Source organism: Mycobacterium sp. (assembly GCF_052144515.1).
Classification (GTDB): domain Bacteria; phylum Actinomycetota; class Actinomycetes; order Mycobacteriales; family Mycobacteriaceae; genus Mycobacterium.
Map to the genome: position 1 here is coordinate 1 of NZ_JBKQQD010000093.1, position 18644 is coordinate 18644.

The following is an 18644-nucleotide window of genomic DNA, read 5'->3' on the forward strand; positions in this document are numbered from 1 at the left end:
CGACGCCGGCATCGGCGCCCGCGTCCGCGCCGGCATCGGCATCGGCACCCGCGGCCGGCACCGCCAGTTTCGGCTATATGGTGTCCGGCGGTGGACCTGACGAGGGGGAAGGCCCGACGCTGATCGGTCGTGGCAAGGCCGCAGCGCCGGCGGCGGATATCGTCGCGGCGGCCGCAGCCCCGGCGCGGGCATCAACGCAGGAGCGATCGCGGCGACGCCGACAGGCCGTGATGAGGGGTCGCGGCCACGAATACATGGACGCCGACCCCGATCTGGACGCGCCGGACAGCGCCCCCGCCGCGACAGCTGCCTCAAACCGGGGCGCCGGGCCGTTGGGATTCACCGGGACGGTGCCCAAAGCCGACACGGTCCGCCCGGAAGGATTGATCGCTCTGGCTACTGGCTTCGGCGCCGGACCGACCGCGCCGAGACTGCCGCAAACCTGGGGCAGCGACCCCAACGACGAATCACCAGGAGACGGTGGGCCGCAGGATCCCGGGCAGACAGAAGAGCGAGACAAATAAGCTTGCTTCGAGGAGGGAGGGGGCAGCGTGTCACTTCTGGTCGTGACGCCCGAGTCGTTGGTGTCGGCGGCAGCGGATTTGCACAGCATCCGTTCGGCGCTGGATACGGCGCATACGACGGCCGCCGCTGGAACCACCGAGCTGATGGCTGCCGGCGCCGATGAGGTATCGGCGGCGGTGGCGGCACTATTTGCCGAGTACGGCCAGGAGTTTCAGGCGCTCAGCGTGCAGGCCGGCGCGTTTCATCAACAGTTCGTTCAGGCGCTGAGTGCGGGGGCTGGATCGTATCTGGCCGCGGAGGCGCTGAACGCGTCGCCGTTGCAGACGGCGCGGGGCGACTTGCTCGCTGCGATCAACGCACCCACCGAGGCGCTGTTGGCGCGTCCGCTGATCGGCAATGGAGCAATCGGGACGGCCGTCAGCCCTGCACCCGCCAGCGTCGCCACGCTGATCATGGGCGGCACCGGCAACCCCGTCCCAAACAGCACCTATCTGACCAACATCTACAACACCTACATTTCGCCGCTCATCGCCCCCGAGACCGCCATCCCGACCGGTTTAACAACCCCCGAGCAGGGCTGGCCGCTGACCGGTCTGCACAGTTTGACCTTCGATACGTCGGTTGCTCAGGGACTCCAGATTCTGAAGCAGGCGATTGCAGCCCAACCGTCGGGCACACAAACCGTCGTGTTCGGGTTCTCCCAAAGCGCCACCATCGCCACCAACTACCTACAAGGCATCGCCAACGGTTCCATCCATGCACCGCCCCCGTCCGATTTGAGATTCGTACTGGCCGGTGATCCCAACAATCCCGACGGCGGCTTGTTCGAACGCTTCGCCGGGTTCTACATCCCCGGCTTCAACGAGACATTCAACGGGGCGACACCCGATCTGGCCTACCCGACGTCCATCTACACCATCCAATACGACGGCTACGCCGACTTCCCCCGCTACCCGCTCAACTTCCTGGCAGACGCCAACGCCATTGCCGGCATCTACTACGACCACCTGCTGAGTCCGATTCCCGGATACGAGAGCCTCACGCCCCAGCAGATTGCGACAGCGGTCGTCGAGCCGGTGTCCCCCGGGGCTACCGGCGATACCACCTACTACATCGTTCCCACCCAGAACCTGCCGCTGCTGCGGCCGCTGGACTTGCCGCAGCCGCTGCTCAACTTGATTCAGCCGGACTTGCGGGTGCTCATCGACATGGGCTACGGCGACATCGGCGGAGCCAATACCGAGTATGCGAATCTTCCCACCCCGGCCAGCCTGTTCCACCTGGTCAACCCGGTCACCCTCGGCACCGACCTGGCCAGGGGAGCTGCACAAGGCGTGCAGGCCGACTTGGTGTTGGCTGGAGTGCTGCCGCAGGCCGACATGCCCGACACCTACCCGTTCGTTCCGTCTCTAGATCCGGGTCTATCGATTAACCTGGGTCAGCCCAGCGTCACTGCGGTGTCCGCGGTGACGAGCGGCCTCGGCTCTCTGCTGCGCGCTCTGAATATCCCGCCGTTCGGGAGTGGTTGAGCGCGCCCGACGTGATCCCCACACAACGGGAACGACAACGGTTGACCACCCTCTGCAGTTCGGTATCCACTGTGGACAGCCGTCGGCGTGACCCCGCAACAGCGGCTGCTGTAGTTGCCCGCGGACAGGCGCGGTAATCTGCACCCTGCAGCTGGTTTGCCAAGGGCCTGTGCGCCGGAGGCATCGAGCGGTGTGCGCTGATCCAGGCGCACCGTGAGAGGGAACCCGGTGGAAATCCGGGACTGTCCCGCAGCGGTATGCAGGAACGACCGCCGTCATCGGCACTGGTTCGCCGCAAGTCGGCAACTGGGAAGCGACGGCCAGTAGGTGCACCTTGGAGTGCGAGCCTGTGAGTCCGAAGACCTGCCAGTTGTGCCGGGCGCGCCGCGTCCGGCGCGCGTCGCCCCGTGGGCTGGGCGGATGGCTGCACGCAGTGGGACGTGCCTTATGGGCGCGCATTGTTCCACTCGTTCGGCGACGTCCTCAACGGCGACGAGCATCCCGTCGCATTGAAGGACGTCATCACCGTGACACCGCTACCCTTTACCGCCACCATCCTCGGTGCTCCTCGCATCGGCCCGAACCGCGAGCTCAAGCGCGCGACCGAGAAGTATTGGGCCGGCACCATCCCTCGCGCCGAGTTGGAGTCGGTGGCCGCGGAGCTTCGCCACGCCTCGCGTGCCGCGCTTGCGGCCGGAGGCCTGGATTCGATTCCGGTCAACACCTTTTCCTACTACGACCAGGTGCTAGACACCGCCGTCCTGCTGGGCGCGCTGCCGCCTCGCGTCGCGGCGATCGAGGACGATCTCGACCGCTATTTCGCGGCGGCGCGTGGTACCGCCACGATCGCTCCCCTGGAGATGACGAAATGGTTTGACACCAACTACCACTACATCGTGCCCGAGATCGGGCCGGATACCACATTCTCGCTGCACCCTGATAAAGTGCTAAACGAACTCAAAGAGGCTCAGGCTCAAGGTATTCCGGCCCGACCGGTGCTGATTGGTCCGATCACGTTCCTTGCGCTGAGCAAGGCGGTCGACGGTGCCGGATCGCCGATTGGACGGCTCGACGAGTTGGTGGCGCTGTACGGCGAGGTGTTGGGACTGTTGGCTGACGCCGGCGCCGACTGGGTGCAGCTCGACGAGCCGATCCTGGTGACCGACCAACTCGATAATGCGGCCGAACTTGCCGAGCGCGTCTACACCACGCTGGCAAGCGCCGCGCACCGTCCCGCGATTTTTGTCGCGACGTATTTCGGCGCGCTCGACGGTGCGCTGCCGGCCCTGGCCCACACTCGGGTCGAGGCGATCGGGGTCGATCTGGTGGCGGGCGGTGTCCAGGCGGTCGCTGCGGTTCCCGAATTGGCTCACAAACTATTGGTGGCCGGTGTCGTCGACGGGCGCAATATCTGGCGCACCGATCTGGAGGCTGCACTGAGCACCCTGGCGTCGCTGTTGGGTTCGGTGGGCTCACTTGCCGTCTCCACGTCGTGCTCGACATTGCACGTCCCCTACTCGCTGGACCCGGAGGACGGCCTGGACGACGCTCTGCGTACTTGGTTGGCTTTCGGCGCCGAGAAGGTCTTCGAGGTGGCCACCCTCGCGGTGGCGCTTCGTGATGGCCGCGAGGCGATCGCTGCGGAGATCGAGGCGTCCAACTCCGCGGCGGCCTCCCGCGCGCGCGACCCGCGCTTGCAGGTGGGCCAGATTCGGGCACGCCTGGACTCTGTACTCGCCGCCGGTGTGCACCGGGGACCCGCTGCGCAGCGGCGCGAGGCCCAGAACGCCCGGCTCCACCTACCGGCTCTGCCGACGACGACCATCGGGTCCTTCCCGCAGACCCCGGCGATCCGCAAGGCGAGGGCAGCACTACGAGCCGGACAGATCGACCAGGCCGAGTACGAGCGGCAGATGAAATCCGAAATCATCGACGTCATCAAGCTGCAGGAGGAGCTCGGTCTGGATGTGCTGGTGCACGGCGAGCCGGAGCGTAACGACATGGTGCAGTACTTCGCAGAGCAACTCGACGGCTTTTTCGCCACACAGAACGGGTGGGTGCAGTCCTACGGCACCCGGTGCGTGCGGCCTCCGATCCTCTATGGCGATGTCGTGCGGCCGAAACCGATGACGGTCGACTGGATCACCTACGCCCAGGCGCTGACCGACAAGCCGGTCAAGGGCATGCTGACGGGCCCGGTCACCATCCTTGCGTGGTCGTTCGTGCGCGACGACCAGCCGCTGGCCGACAGCGCCAATCAGGTCGCGCTGGCCATCCGTGATGAGACCGTGGACCTGCAGTCGGCGGGGATCGCGATCATCCAGGTCGACGAGCCGGCGCTGCGGGAACTGCTGCCGCTGCGCGCAAAGGACAAGCAGGCCTACCTGTTCTGGGCGGTGAAAGCGTTCCGGCTGGCGACCTCCGGAGTCAGTGATGCCACGCAAATCCATACGCATCTGTGCTATTCGGAGTTCGGCGAAGTGATCGACGCGATCGCCGATCTCGACGCTGATGTCACCTCGATCGAGGCGGCTCGCTCGCACATGGAGGTGCTCGACGATCTCAACGCAATCGGTTTCTCCAACAGCGTCGGGCCGGGCGTCTACGATATCCATTCCCCACGGGTGCCAACAAAAGACGAGATGGTGTCCGCGTTGCGTAACGCACTTGACGCCGTTCCCGCGGAGCGGCTTTGGGTGAACCCGGACTGCGGACTGAAGACCCGTCGGACGGAGGAAGTGACCGCGTCGTTGCGCAATATGGTCAACGCCGCGAAAGCGGTTCGCAGCTAGGCAAGTTGGTTTTTGGGTCCGCTTCGCGGAGCCGGCCTAAAACCGGCTGTTGTGAGCCGTTGATTCGTCGACACCGTGCTGGCGCGCTTGTTGGCAGCGAATTGGGTGTTCCGGTAAGCGAGATCCACGCCAGCGTGCTGGTCACTCGCACTTCTTCGCACCAACGCCAATCTCGATGAAGCCTCGTCGGGACAGACGAGCTGGTCTTGCATTAATGGCTCACGCCACTAGCTGAGGACCAGCAACAGGTCGCCGCCTTCAACTTGGGCGGTGTCGGAAACCGCCATACGTGCCACGGTGCCGGCTTTGGGCGCGGTGATAGCGGCTTCCATCTTCATCGCTTCGATCGTGGCGATGGTCTGCCCGGCCTCAACGGTGTCGCCAGTGACGACGTTGACGCTGACGACGCCGGAGAACGGAGCCGCGACATGATCGGGGTTGGAACGGTCGGCCTTCTCCGCGGCAGGAACGGACGGCGCGATGCTGCGGTCTTTCACCACTACGGGGCGCAGTTGCCCGTTGAAAATGCACATCACGGTGCGCATTCCGCGCTCGTCGGGATCGGAGATAGCCTCCAGGCCGATCAGCAACTCGACACCGGCTTCCAATTTCACCCGGTGTTCCTCGCCATGACGCAGACCGTAGAAGAATTGATTGGCGCTCAGCCGTGACGTGTCGCCGTATTCCTCGCGGTGCGCTTCGAACTCTGCCGTCGGTCCCGGAAACAGCAGCCGGTTCAGTGTTGCTTGGCGGACGGCTCCTGCCGCTAACAGCGACTTCTCGTCGTGGGCTGAAAGGGACTGCTCGGGCTTGGCGGGGCCACGACCGTATAGCGCCTTGGTACGCAAGGGTTCCGGCCAGCCCCCGGGTGGATCACCGAGTTCGCCGCGCAGAAATCCGATGACCGAGTCCGGGATGTCGTAGCGTGCCGGATCGGCAGCGAAGTCCCGCGCGCTGATCCCGGCACCGACCAGAGCCAGCGCCAGGTCCCCGACCACCTTGCTCGACGGGGTCACCTTGACGAGGTGTCCAAGGATGGCATCGGCACCCGCGTAGGCGTTTTCGATGTCTTCGAAGCGGTCACCGAGTCCGAGCGCAATGGCCTGCTGCCGCAGGTTCGACAATTGCCCGCCGGGGATCTCGTGGCGGTATACCCGCCCGGTCGGGGCCGGCAGCCCGGATTCGAACGGCGCGTAGACCTTGCGCAGCGCCTCCCAGTAGGGTTCGAGGTCGCATACCGCGCCCAGCGACAGTCCGGTGTCGTAGGCGGTGTGGGCCGCGGCAGCCACGATCGAGGACAGCGCGGGCTGACTCGTGGTCCCGGCCAGTGGGGCCGCTGCCCCGTCGACCGCGTCGGCTCCGGCGTGCCAGGCCGCGACGTAGGTCGCCAGTTGTCCGCCCGGGGTGTCGTGGGTATGCACGTGCACCGGCAAGTCGAACCGCGACTTGAGCGCCGAAACCAGCGTGGCCGCAGCCGGTGCCCGCAGCAGCCCGGCCATGTCCTTGACCGCCAGCACGTGCGCGCCCGCGGTGACGATCTGCTCGGCCAGTTTCAGGTAATAGTCCAGGGTGTAGAGGGTTTCGGCCGGATCGCCGAGATCGCCAGTGTAGGACATCGCGACTTCGGCGACCGCCGTCCCGGTTTCCCGGACGGCGTCGATGGCCGGTCGCATGGAGTCGACGTTGTTCAAAGCGTCGAAGATCCGGAAGATGTCGATCCCGGTGCTCGTGGCTTCTTCGATAAATGCTTTCGTCACGATCTCCGGATACGGTGTGTATCCCACCGTGTTCCGGCCGCGCAGCAGCATCTGCAAACAGATGTTGGGCATCGCCTCACGCAGCGCGGCCAGCCGCTGCCAGGGGTATTCCTTCAGGAACCGCAGCGCCACGTCGTAGGTCGCCCCGCCCCAGCACTCCACCGACAACAGCTGCGGCATCATCCGGGCAATGTAGGGGGCGACCCTGAGTAATCCGGTGGTGCGAACCCGGGTGGCCAGCAGCGATTGATGTGCGTCGCGGAACGTCGTGTCGGTGACACCGACGTGTTTTGATTCTCGCATCCATTGCGCGAATCCTTCCGGTCCCAACTCTGCTAGACGCTGTTTGGACCCCGACACCGGCGGCGCCGAGAGATCGACCTGCGGCAGTTTGTCGTGGGGGTACACCGTCGACGGTCGCGGACCGTGCGGCTGGTTGACCGTCACGTCAGCCAAGTAGTTGAGGATCTTGGTGCCTCGGTCAGCGCTGGCATGCGCCGTCAGCAACTGCGGGCGCTCGTTTATGAACGACGTTGTTACGCGGCCTGCCACAAAGTCGGGGTCGTCGAGCACCGCCTGCAGGAAAGGCGTGTTGGTTGTTACTCCGCGGATGCGGAACTCGGCGACCGCCCGGCGTGCTCGGCGAACAGCGGTCGCGAAATCCCGGCCCCGGCAGGTCAGCTTGACCAACATCGAATCGAAATATGCCGATACTTCCCCACCCAGGTGGGCACCATCATCCAATCGGATGCCCGCTCCACCGGGCGTGCGGTAGGCGGTGATGCGTCCGGTGTCGGGCCGGAACCCGTTTGAGGGATCCTCGGTGGTGATCCGGCACTGCAAGGCGGCCCCGTGCGAGGTGATTGACTGCTGACTCAATCCGAGATCGCTGAGGCTGTCGCCGGCGGCGATGCGCAGCTGCGCCGAGACCAGGTCGACGTCGGTGATCTCCTCGGTCACCGTGTGTTCGACTTGGATGCGCGGGTTCATCTCGATGAACACGTAGTTGCCGCGTTCATCGAGCAGGAATTCGACTGTGCCGGCGCAGGTGTAGCCGATACGTCGCGCGAACCCCACCGCGTCCGCGCAGATGCGTTCGCGCAGTTGCGGATCTAGGTTTGGCGCTGGCGCGACTTCGATGACCTTCTGGTGCCGGCGCTGTAGGCTGCAGTCTCGCTCGTAGAGGTGGATGACGTTTCCGTGGGTGTCGGCCAGGATTTGCACCTCGATATGACGCGGATTGATCACCGCCTGTTCGAGGAACACCGTCGGGTCCCCGAAGGCTGATTCGGCTTCCCGGGATGCCGCCTCGATCGCCTCGGCTAATTCGGCGGGATCACTGACCCGGCGCATGCCGCGCCCGCCACCTCCGGCGACCGCCTTGACGAACACGGGGAACTGCATCGAGGAGGCGGCCGCCAGCAATTCCTCGGTCGACGACGAGGGCGCCGAGGATGCCAGCACGGGCAGCCCTGCCGCCCGCGCCTCGGCGACTGCCCGCGATTTGTTCCCGGTCAGCTCGAGCACATGCACCGAAGGGCCCACAAAGGTGATCCCGGCCGATGTGCAGGTCGCCGCCAATTCCGGGTTCTCCGATAAGAAGCCGTAGCCGGGGTAGATCGCGTCGGCACCGCAGGCCTGCGCCGTCGCGACGATTTCCCCGACGTTGAGATACGCCCGGACGGGATGCCCGGCTGCACCGATCTGGTACGACTCGTCGGCCTTTGCCCGGTGTGCCGAGTTGCGGTCCTCGACGGGATACACCGCCACCGTGCCCATGCCCAGTTCGTAGGCAGCGCGGAACGCCCGGATCGCGATCTCGCCCCGGTTCGCGACCAGAACCTTGGAAATCACTGGCGTACTTCGAGGTCAGCGGGTCAATGTGAGCGCGCGTTGCGGCGGCCCGACATATTCGCTCAGCGGACGGATCAAGGCGTTGGACGCGGTCTGCTCGATGATGTGGGCCGTCCATCCGGTGATTCGGCTCATCACGAAAATCGGTGTGAAGCAACCGATGTCGAAGCCCATCAGGTGGTAGGCGGGCCCGGTCGGAAAGTCCAGGTTCGGCTTGATTCCGGTGGCAGCCAGCATGTCCTGCTCCAGGACGTTGTAGATGTCCAGCCACCGTTGACCGTCGCGAGCTGCGGCGACACGTTCTAAGGCCTGCTTCATGGTCGGCACCCGCGAGTCGCCGTGCTTGTACACCCGGTGACCGAATCCCATGATCTTGTCTTTGCGGGCCAGCTTGCCCTGCAGCCACTCCGATGCTTTGTCTGCAGTGCCGATTTCGAGCATGTCGTGCATCACCGCTTCGTTGGCGCCGCCGTGCAGCGGGCCCTTGAGCGCACCGATGGCCGCCGTTACCGCACTGTAGATGTCGGACTGGGTGGAGGTGACCACCCGCGCGGCGAATGTGGAGGCGTTGAAGCTGTGTTCGGCGTAGAGCACCATGGACTGCTCGAAAGCGTCCACGACCACCTGCTCGGGAACGTCGCCGAAGCACATGTGCAGGAAGTTCTGCGCATAGTTCATGTGGCTGTGCGGGGCTATGGGCTCCAGGCCGCGCCGGCGGCGCATGTCGGCGGCGACGATGGTGGGCAGAACCGCGAACATCCGCAGCGACTTGGCGTAGTTGGCCTTCGGGCTGCTGTCGTCCTCGTCGGGGTCTTCGGCCCCCATGTAGCTGATCAACGTGCGCACCACATCCATCGGGTGGCAGGTGTCGGGCAGTTTCGCCAAGAGCGACAGCATGGATCGGTTCAGCCGGCGGGAAGCGCGTTCCCGCTGAGTGAACAGCGCCAACTGTTGGTCGTTGGGTAGTTCGCCGTGCCACAGCAAGTAGGCCACCTGCTCGAAGCTGCAGTGTGCAGCGAGGTCTTGGACCGCGTATCCCCGGTAGGTCAGCGAGTTGGTCTCCGGGACGACCTTGGAGATGGCGGTGGTGTCGACGACGACACCGGCTAAGCCTTTGTAGATGCGGGGTTTGTTGTCTTCGATGGTGCTCATGGCGTGACTCCCTTGAGTGCGAAGTTGTAGATGTCGGAATCGAATTGGTTGTAGTCGGCGTAGCGCAGTAGCTCGTAGAGTCGGCTGCGGTGTTGCATGCGGTCCAGAAGGCCGGATTGCGTTCCGGTGTCGGCGATTTCACGAAGGCCGACCTCGACGGCGTGCATGGCTAACCGCAGTGTGGTCACGGGGTAGATCACGACGTTGTAGCCGATGTCGGAGAGCTGCTTGGCCGTCAGCAGTTGCGACTTGCCGAACTCGGTCATGTTGGCCAACAAGGGTGTATCCAGCGCCGCTCGAAATTGCTCGAATTCAGCGGGTGTGTGCAGGGCCTCGGTGAAGATGAGGTCGGCGCCCGCGTCGGCGTAGGCCTTGGCGCGATCTATAGCCGCGGGCACCCCCTCGATACCCGCGGCGTCGGTACGTGCGCAGATGATGAAATTGGGATCCCGCCTGGCAGATACCGCGGCCCGGACGCGTTTGATCATCTCGCTGGTGGGCACGACTACCTTCCCGTCGAGGTGTCCACATCGCTTCGGGTTTACTTGGTCCTCCAGATGGCATCCGGCCAGTCCGGCGTCCTCCAGCACGGTTACAGTGCGAGCCGCGCTCATCGGTTCGCCGAAGCCGGTGTCTGCGTCGATGAAGGTCGGCAGGTCGGTGACCGACGCGATCTGTGCGCCACGCCCGCTGACTTCGGTCAGGGTGGTCAGCCCGATGTCGGGCAGGCCCAGGTCGGCCGACAGCACCGCACCCGACACATACACCCCGTCGAACCCGATCTCGGCGACCAGCTTGGCAACCAGCGGCGAGAAGGCGCCCGGAAAGCGTTGCAGCCGACCGCTTTCCAGCCCCTTGCGGAACCGGGCCCGCTTGTCGCCGGCAGGCAGGGCGCTGCCGATGAGCCCCCTCATCAGAAGATCCCCGGCGGAATCGTCGGCGCCTTTTCCAGCACCGTCGGATCGACGACAATATTGAGCGCGCCCAGAGCGCCCGCCTCCAGTCCGGACAGGCCTTCAACCACCGACAGGAACCGCTGTTGCTCAGCGTCGTTGACGACACCCTCGGCCAGCTCGGTGAACTTCCCGACGTACTGCTTGCGCTCAAATGGCCTGGCTCCCAACGGGTGGGCGTCAGCGACGGCGATCTCGTCGACGATGACCTCGCCGCTTTTCAGGGTGATCTCGGCGCGGGCACCGAAGGCCTTCTGTGCCGGGTCGCTGGAGTGGTAGCGCCGGGTCCATTCGGGGTCTTCGCGCGTCGAGATTTTGTGCCACAGCTCGACGGTGTCGGGCCGGTGCGCCCGCTCAGGCGCGTAGGAGCGCTCGTGATGCCAGGTGCCGTCCTGGAGCGCGACCGCGAAAATGTACATCACCGAGTGGTCCAGCGTTTCCCGGGAAGCGTCCGGGTCCATCTTCTGCGGATCGTTGGACCCGGTGCCGATCACGTAGTGGGTGTGATGGCTGGTGTGCAGGACGATCGTCGCGATCTGATCCAGGTCACCGATGCGCTCGCGCAGCCGGCGGGCCAGGTCGATCAGGGCCTGGCTCTGGTATTCCGCCGAGTGCTCCTTGGTGTAGCTGTCCAGGATGGCCCGTTTCGGCTCGCCAGTCTCTGGCAGCGGCACCTGGTAGGTGTGCTCGGGGCCGGACAGCAGCCAGGCGATCACGCCGTCCTCGCCCTCCCAGATCGGCGCCGGTGCGCCCTCCCCGCGCATCGCGCGGTCGACGGCCTCGATGGCGACCTTGCCGGCCCAGGCGGGCGCGAAAGCCTTCCAGCTGGAGATCAGGCCCTTGCGCGACTGCCGGGTGGACGTCGTCAGGTGCAGCGCCTGTCCGATGGCCTGGTAAATGGTCTCCTTGTCGAGACGCAGCATGGTGCCCAGGCCGGCGGCCACCGACGGGCCGAGGTGCGCGACGTGGTCGATCTTGTGTTCGTGCAAGCAGATCCCCTTGACCAGGTCGACCTGGATCTCGTAGCCGGTCGCGATGCCGCGGATCAGGTCGGCTCCGCCGATCCCGAGGTGCTGCGCAACGGCGACCAGGGCGGGGATGTTGTCACCCGGGTGGGAGTACTCCTCGGCCAGGAAGGTGTCGTGGAAGTCCAGTTCGCGTACCGCGACCCCGTTGGCCCAGGCCGCCCATTCCGGTGAGTGGTCGCCGCCGACACCGAAAACCTTCGCGCCCTTGAATGAGTTGGGGTGCGCCTGCGCCTGGGCCCGCGCTACGGCGACCGGACGGCGGATGACGGAGGCGGCCGAAACCGCGGCGTTGTCGATGATGCGGTTGATCACCATCGCCTCGGTGTCCGCCGGCACGGCGACCGGGTCCGCCGCGACCTCGGCGATCTTCCACGCGAGGTGTTCACTGCGGGGGAAATCGTCGGCGCTGCGCCGGGTTCGAACGTCATGGATGCGCATAAGCCGCACAGTACGCAGCCCCAGTCTGGACGTAAATGCCCTGTAAAAGCGTAATTTTGTGTCCTGGACCGCTCGATTTTGCGAATATTGTGAAAGGCGATGGGCGTACCGTGGGACAGGTGGCGAAGACGTTCGCCGGTGCGCGGCTACGGCGGTTACGCGAGGAGCATGGGTTAACCCAAGTGGCGCTGGCGCGCGTCCTGGAATTGTCGACCAGTTACGTCAACCAGCTCGAAAACGACCAGCGCCCGATCACGGTCCCGGTACTGCTCACCCTCACCGAGCGTTTCGACTTACCGCCCCAGTATTTCGCGCCGGATTCCGATGCCCGTTTGATCTCCGACCTCAGAGAGGTCCTTGCCGAGACGTCCGCAACCGCCGCACAAATCGCGGAGCTCGTCGCCCGCATGCCGGCGGTCGGCCAAACGCTGGTCAACCTGCACCGGCGGTTGCACGACGCCACTGCCGACCTTGAAGCGCTCCATAGTCGAGCCAACGTCGAACCAACAGCGATATCCCAGCAGCCGATGCCTTTTGAAGAGGTCCGAGACTTCTTCTATGACCGCAAGAACTACGTCGGCGAGCTCGATATCGCGGCCGAGGAACTGTTCAACCGAAGCCGCCTGCGGATTGGTGGACTTGACGGCCAGCTGGCGGAGCTACTTGCCGACAAACTTGGCGTCACCGTGGTGATCGATGACGGCCGGACGCTGAATCCCAACGCCAAACGCCTCTTTCAACCCGAATCGAAAACGCTGTACGTGGCCCGGTGGCTCCACCCCGGCCAACGCGCCTTTCAGCTCGCGACTCAGATCGCGCTGCTCACCCAGGCCGGTTTGATTTCCGGGATCATCGCCGGCGACGATCAGCTCAGCGACGATGCACGAGGGGTGGCCCGCATCGGCCTGGCCAACTACTTCGCCGGCGCCCTGCTACTGCCCTACCTGAAATTCCTCGACGCCGCCGAGAGCGTGCGCTACGACATCGACCAGTTAGCACGACGGTTCGAGGTGGGCTTCGAAACCATCTGCCACCGGCTATCCACCCTGCAACGGCCGAGTGCGCGTGGTGTCCCGTTTATCTTCGTTCGCACCGACAGTGCCGGCAACATCTCTAAAAGGCAGTCCGCCACGGCATTTCACTTTTCCCGCGTCGGGGGAAACTGTCCCTTATGGGTGGTTCACCACGCCTTCTCACGGCCCGGTCAATTCCTGACGCAAGTGGCTCAGATGCCCGACGAACGCACCTATTTCTGGATCGCGAGGACCATCACCGCAGAACCGAGCCGCTATCTTGGCCCGGATAAGACCTTCACGATTGGGCTCGGATGCGACGTGGCCCACGCCGAGAAGTTGATCTACTCCGTCGGGATCGACTTGACGGATCCCGAGGCGATCGTGCCGATCGGTGCGGGGTGCAAGATCTGCGACCGCGCCGCCTGCCCCCAGCGCGCCTTCCCCTACCTCGGCCGCCCGGTGTACGTCGACCCCCACACCAATACTGATCTCCCCTATCCACCCGCCACCCCAAACTGACGGCCCGGTCGCTACCGTCCGACGCCGGCGGGCAGGCGACCCTTGATCAGTGCGACCCGGGCCAGGGTCTGCTCGGCCATCTTCACGTGAGCGGCGTCGACGAGAACGCCCTCGACGCCTACCGCGCCGCGGCCCTGCGCAGCGGCCTCACGGTAGGCCGCGAGATTGCGTTCAGCCAAAGCGATTTCGCCATCAGTCGGCGAGTAGACCTCGTTGGCCACCGGCACCTGGCCGGGGTGGATCGCCCATTTGCCGGTGTAGCCGATCAGCGAGGCACGACGAGCGTCGCGTTCGTAGCCGGCCAGGTCCTGGTAGTCGGGGTAGGGCGCATCGATGGCGTCGATGCCGGCGATCCGCGCCGCGACCATGATCTTGTTGCGGGCATAGTGCCAGAAGTCGCCCGGATAATCACCGAGCGGCACGAAGTTGGTGTCAACCCGCGCGCCCTGCGACAGCGAGAAGTCGCCGACCCCGAATATCAGTGCGTCGATGCGCGGGCTGGAGACCGCGATCGCCTCCGCATTCGCCAAGCCTTCGACTTCCTCGATCAGCACTTCGAGCCGAATGCGCCTGTCCAGGTTGAGCTTTGCTTCGAGCTGGGTGAGCAGCACGTCTACCCACCACACGTCCTTGGCGGTGCGGGCCTTGGGGACCACGATGGTGTCGAGGTGGGCGCCGGCCCGGGTGACGACCTCGATGACGTCGTCGTGAGACCATTGAGTCTCCAGCCCGTTGATGCGGACCGCCCGCGCGGTGGATCCCCAGTCGAGTTCGGTCAGCGCGGCGATCGCCTTTTCCCGCGATTCCTCCTTGAACGCAGGCGGTACGGCGTCCTCGAGATCGAGGAAGACCAGGTCGGCGCCGCTTGACAGCGCCTTGGCGAACATATAGTCATTGCTGGCCGGCAGCGCGAGCTCGGAGCGGCGAAGAAGGCCGGTCATATCGGTTTTCCTTTACGGGTTACAGCACACCTGTGGCGTGCAGTTCGTCGATGTCGGATACGGTCAGGCCGAGAACCTCGCCGTATACCTCGGCATTGTGCTCCCCTAAGGTCGGCCCGAGATGCTCGATGCGGCCTGGCGATCCGGAGAACCTCGGGACCGGCGCCTGCACCGTCATCGGGCCGAGCTCGCGATCGTCGACGGAGACGAAAACCCCGCGGTGCCGCAGCTGCTCGTCGGCTACCAGGTCAGCGATGTCGTACACGGGCGCGGCCGCCACCTCCGCAGCGTCGAAGACCTCCATCGCCTCCGCCAGCGTTTTCGACGACACCCATTTCGCGACAACCTCATCAACCTCTGGCGCACGCGCCAGGCGGCGCTGCGGATCTGAAAAGTCGGCATCCACGACCAGGTCGTCGCGGCCGATTGCCCGAAACACCCTCAGCGCCAACGCAGGTGAACTACCCGACATGGCCAGCCAGCGGCCGTCTGCGGTCTGATAGGTGTTGCGGGGGGCCGAAATATCCCAGCGATTGCCCGCCCGCGCTGGAACCAGACCGAGCTGGTCATAGCCCAGCAGCGTCTGCTCCAGCAGCCGGGCCAACGGGTCGATCAGATTGATGTCGATCAGCTGACCGGTCCCGCCGTGCACGTCTCGGTGATACAGCGCCATCAGTACCGCGTAGGCGGCGTTCAGCGAGGCGACGCCATCGGCCAGCATGAAGGGCGGCAGCGTCGGTGGCCCGTCGGGCTGGCCGGTGATGTGCGCAAAGCCGCTCATCGCCTCGCCCAAGGTCCCGAACCCGGGACGCTGCGATTTGGGCCCGGTCAACCCATAACCGGTGATGTGCAGCATCACGATCCGTTCGTTGACCGCCCGCAGGCTGTGGTAATCCAAACCCCACAGGCGCAACGTCTGGGGCCGGGTGTTGACGATCACGACATCGGCCTTCTTCACCAACCGCCGCGCAAGCGCCTGACCTTCGCGGCAGCGCAGGTTGAGCGTGATCGAACGCTTGTTGCGCGCTATCGACTTCCACATCAGCCCAATTCCGTTGCGCTGGTGGCCCCACGCCCGAATCGGATCACCGTGCCGCGGATCCTCGACCTTGATGACGTCGGCCCCGAACTCGCCGAGATACGTCGCCACCAATGGGGCGGCCGCCAGCGTCGCCAGCTCGAGGACTCGTACACCGTCGAGCATCGCGCTCTGCTGTGTACCCATCTACGAGACGGACGCCACGCGACGACGGGGTTCCGGCCGGCTCAGTCCGAGGTGCTCGCGCAGCGTCGATCCCTCGTAGCGGGTGCGGAACAGGCCGCGCCGTTGCAGCTCCGGCACCACCATCCGCACGACGTCCTCGAACGCGCCCGGCAGGTGCGTGGCGGCCAGGACGAACCCGTCGCAGGCTCCGCTGTCGAACCATTCGGCCATCTGGTCGGCGACCTGAGGGCCGGTACCTACGAAGCGTGGCCCCTGCAGCAGGGTGGCGCGGTGCGCGGCGAGGTCGCGCACGGTGATGTCCCCGCCGATGTGTTCGCGCAGGCCTTCCACCAAACCCCGGATGCCCGACACCGAGGCGATCAGCTCGTCGGTCACCGGCTCGTCGAGATCGTGTTGGGCGAAGTCGTAATTCATCAATTCCGACAACAGAGTCAGCGACGCCATCGGATGCACCAGGTCGTTGAGGAGCATGGCCTCACGATCCTTGGCGTGCGCTTCGGATTCACCGACCACCGCGTATGCCATCGGGCAGATCCGCACCTGCGCGGGATCCCGGCCGGCGACGGCAATACGGTCCTTCTGATCTCGGTAGTGGGCGCGGGCCACCTCTATGCCGGGATCGCCGGTGAAGATCAGATCGGCCCAGCGGGAAGCAAATTCACGACCACGGCCCGACGATCCCGCCTGTAGAAGGACCGGGCGCCCTTGCGGAGTCCGCGGAACGGTCAGTGGTCCGCGCGCCGAGAAATACTGCCCGACATGGCCGAGCTCATGCACCTTTCCGGGGTCGGCGTAGATGCCCGAGGACCGGTCGTGCAGTACCGCCCCGTCCTCCCAGGTGTCCCACAGGCCGGACACCACCTCGAGGAATTCGTCGGCCCGGTCATAACGCTCGTCATGACCCAGGTGCGACTGCACGCCGAAGTTCTGGGCCTCGCTGTCGTTCACCGACGTGACGACGTTCCACGCAGCACGCCCGCGCGACAGGTGGTCCAGCGTGGCGAACGTCCGCGCGATGTGAAACGGCGCGTAGTACGTCGTCGAATAGGTGGCGCCCAATCCGATGCGCGATGTGGTCTGCGCCAGCACACCCATCACCACGCTCAGGTCCAACTTGACCGGTCTGGCCCCATAGCGCACCGCCTCGGCTACCGAATTTCCGTAAATGCCGGGCATCGCGAGCCGGTCGTCAAAGAACATCAGATCGAAGCAACCCTCTTCGAGCTGACGCCCAATCTTGGCGTAGTACGAGGCGTCGAGGTACCCGTGCTCGGTGGCCGGATGCCGCCACGACCCCGCATAGACCGACGTGCTGCCCGCCTGCATAAACGCCACCAGTGACATCGTGCGCTGTTGCTGTGCCATGGAAGGAAACTAACATTTGATATATCAGATTTCAAATGTGGTGTGCTTGTGCCTGTTATCGTGCACTTATGGCAGGCACAGTCGATATCTCTGGGACCGTGCGGGAACGCGCTGCCCGCGAGCTCCGAGACCGCATCTTGACCGGAGCACTACCTGCGGGCTCGCGCATTGACCTGGATGCCATCACCGCAGAGTTCGCCACAAGTCGCACCCCGGTGCGTGAGGCACTCCTGGAACTGTCCTTCGAAGGACTGGTGCACGTTGCACCACGCAGCGGAATCACCGTCGTCGGCATCAGCTCCAAGGACGTCATCGACAGCTTCACCATTCTGGGTGTCCTCACCGGACAGGCCGCCGCATGGGCAACGCAGCGCATCACCCCGCACGAACTCGCCGCGCTGCGCGAGCTTGCCGCCGAGGTCGCCGCGCGGGCGGGGGACGACAGCATCGGTGAAGCCAATTGGCACTTTCATCAAGAGATCCACCGCGCCGCTCATTCGCCGCGTCTACTCGCCCAACTCAGGCAAGCCGCCCGCGTGGTCCCCACCAACTTCCTGACCCTTTTCCCCGACCACGAGAAGCACTCACTCGATGAACACGACGAACTGCTCCAAGCAATCGCCGACCACGACTCCGAGCACGCCCGTTCCATCGCCGAACGCCACGTGCTGGAAGCCGGCCGGTCGCTGGCCACATGGCTCGACCGGCGCTAATCCGAACGGATCCCGCCTTGACGCGCCATTCTCGGGGTGTTTCTCTTAGGTCTGGATGGCGGTGCATGGAACCCGGTGAGAGTCCGGGACGGTTGCGCCACTGTAGGCCCGGCCTCGTTCGGCGGGTGAGTCAGATCTTTCGCCGCCGTCACGCTGGTCCGATTAGGGGCGCACAACTCCTGAAGGAGGTTTCTCGTGGCAAGCATTCCCGGTTTCCGTACCGAGTCCCCGTGTGGGTGTCTCCCCTGAAGCCCTGTCGAAGGGCCGGGTAACCGTGCTGCTCGGCGTGACGGTTCTCCTGGCGCTGTTGGCCTACTACTTCGTCGGTGTCGACGAGGGCATGGTCTCGGTGTTCGGCAAGACCATGGTGGTCCACGAGTGGGTGCATGACGCGCGACACTTCCTGGGCTTCCCCTGCCACTGATCAGGCGACTTGATGGAGACCCGTGTCATCGGGCGCGGAGCCGTCGCCGGTCTGATCGCCGGAGTGTTGGGCATCGTCTTTGCCCGGATTTGGGCTGAGCCCGTGATCGCCAAGTCGATCGATTACGAATCCCGTCGCACCGCCGTCCTGGCAGCGTTGAACACGGCGGCAGGGCGACCGGTGGCTCCCGAAGGGCCGGAGATTTTCAGCCGGGCCATGCAGTCCACGGTCGGTCTCACCACGGGCATCATCGTGTCACCAACGGATCGCAAACCGTCTGGGGTTGACACTGGGCGCAGGTGTGGTGGTGGTTTGCCTGTTCGGCCTGTTCGGCCTGTTGGGTGGGGTGGTTCGGGTGGTGGCGGGTCGAGGGCGATACGAAGCCTGATTTGGACGTGCCAGCGGGTGACGCG

Annotated in this window: 13 protein-coding genes, 1 pseudogene and 1 riboswitch; of the genes and pseudogenes, 7 read left to right on the top strand and 7 right to left on the bottom strand. The window is 65.1% G+C overall.

Annotated elements, in window-relative coordinates; genetic code table 11:
- The 3 genes and pseudogenes from ACLP9N_RS05200 to metE all read left to right on the top strand — a co-directional run.
- Positions 1-524: pseudogene (locus ACLP9N_RS05200) on the top strand (PPE domain-containing protein); the annotation flags it as partial.
- A 27-nt stretch (positions 525-551) separates the two neighbouring features.
- Positions 552-2054 carry a PE-PPE domain-containing protein gene (locus ACLP9N_RS05205; protein ID WP_442368117.1) on the top strand — a complete coding sequence of 501 codons (1503 nt, stop codon included), beginning with the start codon at positions 552-554 and terminating at the stop codon, positions 2052-2054.
- A gap of 189 nt (positions 2055-2243) precedes the next feature.
- Positions 2244-2422: riboswitch (cobalamin riboswitch) on the top strand.
- A 159-nt stretch (positions 2423-2581) separates the two neighbouring features.
- Positions 2582-4846 carry a 5-methyltetrahydropteroyltriglutamate--homocysteine S-methyltransferase gene (metE, locus tag ACLP9N_RS05210; protein ID WP_442368137.1) on the top strand — a complete coding sequence of 755 codons (2265 nt, stop codon included), beginning with the start codon at positions 2582-2584 and terminating at the stop codon, positions 4844-4846.
- A 227-nt stretch (positions 4847-5073) separates the two neighbouring features.
- On the opposite strand, the gene ACLP9N_RS05215 is transcribed toward metE, so the two are convergent.
- The 4 genes from ACLP9N_RS05215 to prpD are packed head-to-tail and all read right to left on the bottom strand — an operon-like array spanning position 5074 to position 12028.
- Positions 5074-8457, bottom strand: coding sequence for a pyruvate carboxylase (locus ACLP9N_RS05215; protein ID WP_442406390.1), 3384 nt, complete (start codon positions 8455-8457; stop codon positions 5074-5076).
- Positions 8458-8472: 15 nt separating this feature from the next.
- Entirely contained in the window at positions 8473-9609 is a 1137-nt protein-coding gene (locus tag ACLP9N_RS05220) for a bifunctional 2-methylcitrate synthase/citrate synthase (protein ID WP_442368121.1), read from the bottom strand.
- Entirely contained in the window at positions 9606-10523 is a 918-nt protein-coding gene (gene prpB, locus ACLP9N_RS05225) for a methylisocitrate lyase (protein ID WP_442368123.1), read from the bottom strand. Before prpB ends, ACLP9N_RS05220 begins: the two co-directional genes overlap by 4 nt.
- Entirely contained in the window at positions 10523-12028 is a 1506-nt protein-coding gene (prpD, locus tag ACLP9N_RS05230) for a 2-methylcitrate dehydratase PrpD (RefSeq protein ID WP_442368125.1), read from the bottom strand. Before prpD ends, prpB begins: the two co-directional genes overlap by 1 nt.
- Before the next feature lie 110 nt (positions 12029-12138).
- Between prpD and ACLP9N_RS05235 the strand changes: the two genes are divergently transcribed.
- Positions 12139-13563 carry a short-chain fatty acyl-CoA regulator family protein gene (locus ACLP9N_RS05235; RefSeq protein ID WP_442368127.1) on the top strand — a complete coding sequence of 475 codons (1425 nt, stop codon included), beginning with the start codon at positions 12139-12141 and terminating at the stop codon, positions 13561-13563.
- A gap of 11 nt (positions 13564-13574) precedes the next feature.
- Here ACLP9N_RS05235 and ACLP9N_RS05240 read toward each other — a convergent pair whose 3' ends face one another.
- The 3 genes from ACLP9N_RS05240 to ACLP9N_RS05250 are packed head-to-tail and all read right to left on the bottom strand — an operon-like array spanning position 13575 to position 17094.
- Positions 13575-14504, bottom strand: a complete 930-nt coding sequence (locus tag ACLP9N_RS05240; RefSeq protein WP_442368129.1) for an HpcH/HpaI aldolase/citrate lyase family protein — start codon at positions 14502-14504, stop codon at positions 13575-13577.
- A 19-nt stretch (positions 14505-14523) separates the two neighbouring features.
- Positions 14524-15708 (bottom strand): CaiB/BaiF CoA transferase family protein, encoded by a 1185-nt coding sequence (locus tag ACLP9N_RS05245; RefSeq protein ID WP_442368139.1) that lies wholly within the window; start codon positions 15706-15708, stop codon positions 14524-14526.
- A 21-nt stretch (positions 15709-15729) separates the two neighbouring features.
- Positions 15730-17094 (bottom strand): LLM class flavin-dependent oxidoreductase, encoded by a 1365-nt coding sequence (locus ACLP9N_RS05250; RefSeq protein WP_442368131.1) that lies wholly within the window; start codon positions 17092-17094, stop codon positions 15730-15732.
- A 68-nt stretch (positions 17095-17162) separates the two neighbouring features.
- Here ACLP9N_RS05250 and ACLP9N_RS05255 point away from each other — a divergent pair, with 68 nt between their 5' ends.
- From ACLP9N_RS05255 to ACLP9N_RS05265, 3 genes are all read left to right on the top strand, one after another.
- Positions 17163-17807 carry a GntR family transcriptional regulator gene (locus tag ACLP9N_RS05255; RefSeq protein ID WP_442368133.1) on the top strand — a complete coding sequence of 215 codons (645 nt, stop codon included), beginning with the start codon at positions 17163-17165 and terminating at the stop codon, positions 17805-17807.
- A 253-nt stretch (positions 17808-18060) separates the two neighbouring features.
- Complete coding sequence (locus tag ACLP9N_RS05260) at positions 18061-18231, top strand: CbtB domain-containing protein (RefSeq protein ID WP_442397370.1); 171 nt, start codon at positions 18061-18063, stop codon at positions 18229-18231.
- 12 nt (positions 18232-18243) lie between these two features.
- Positions 18244-18644: CbtA family protein (locus ACLP9N_RS05265; protein ID WP_442406391.1), on the top strand; the 401-nt coding region annotated here is incomplete at its 3' end.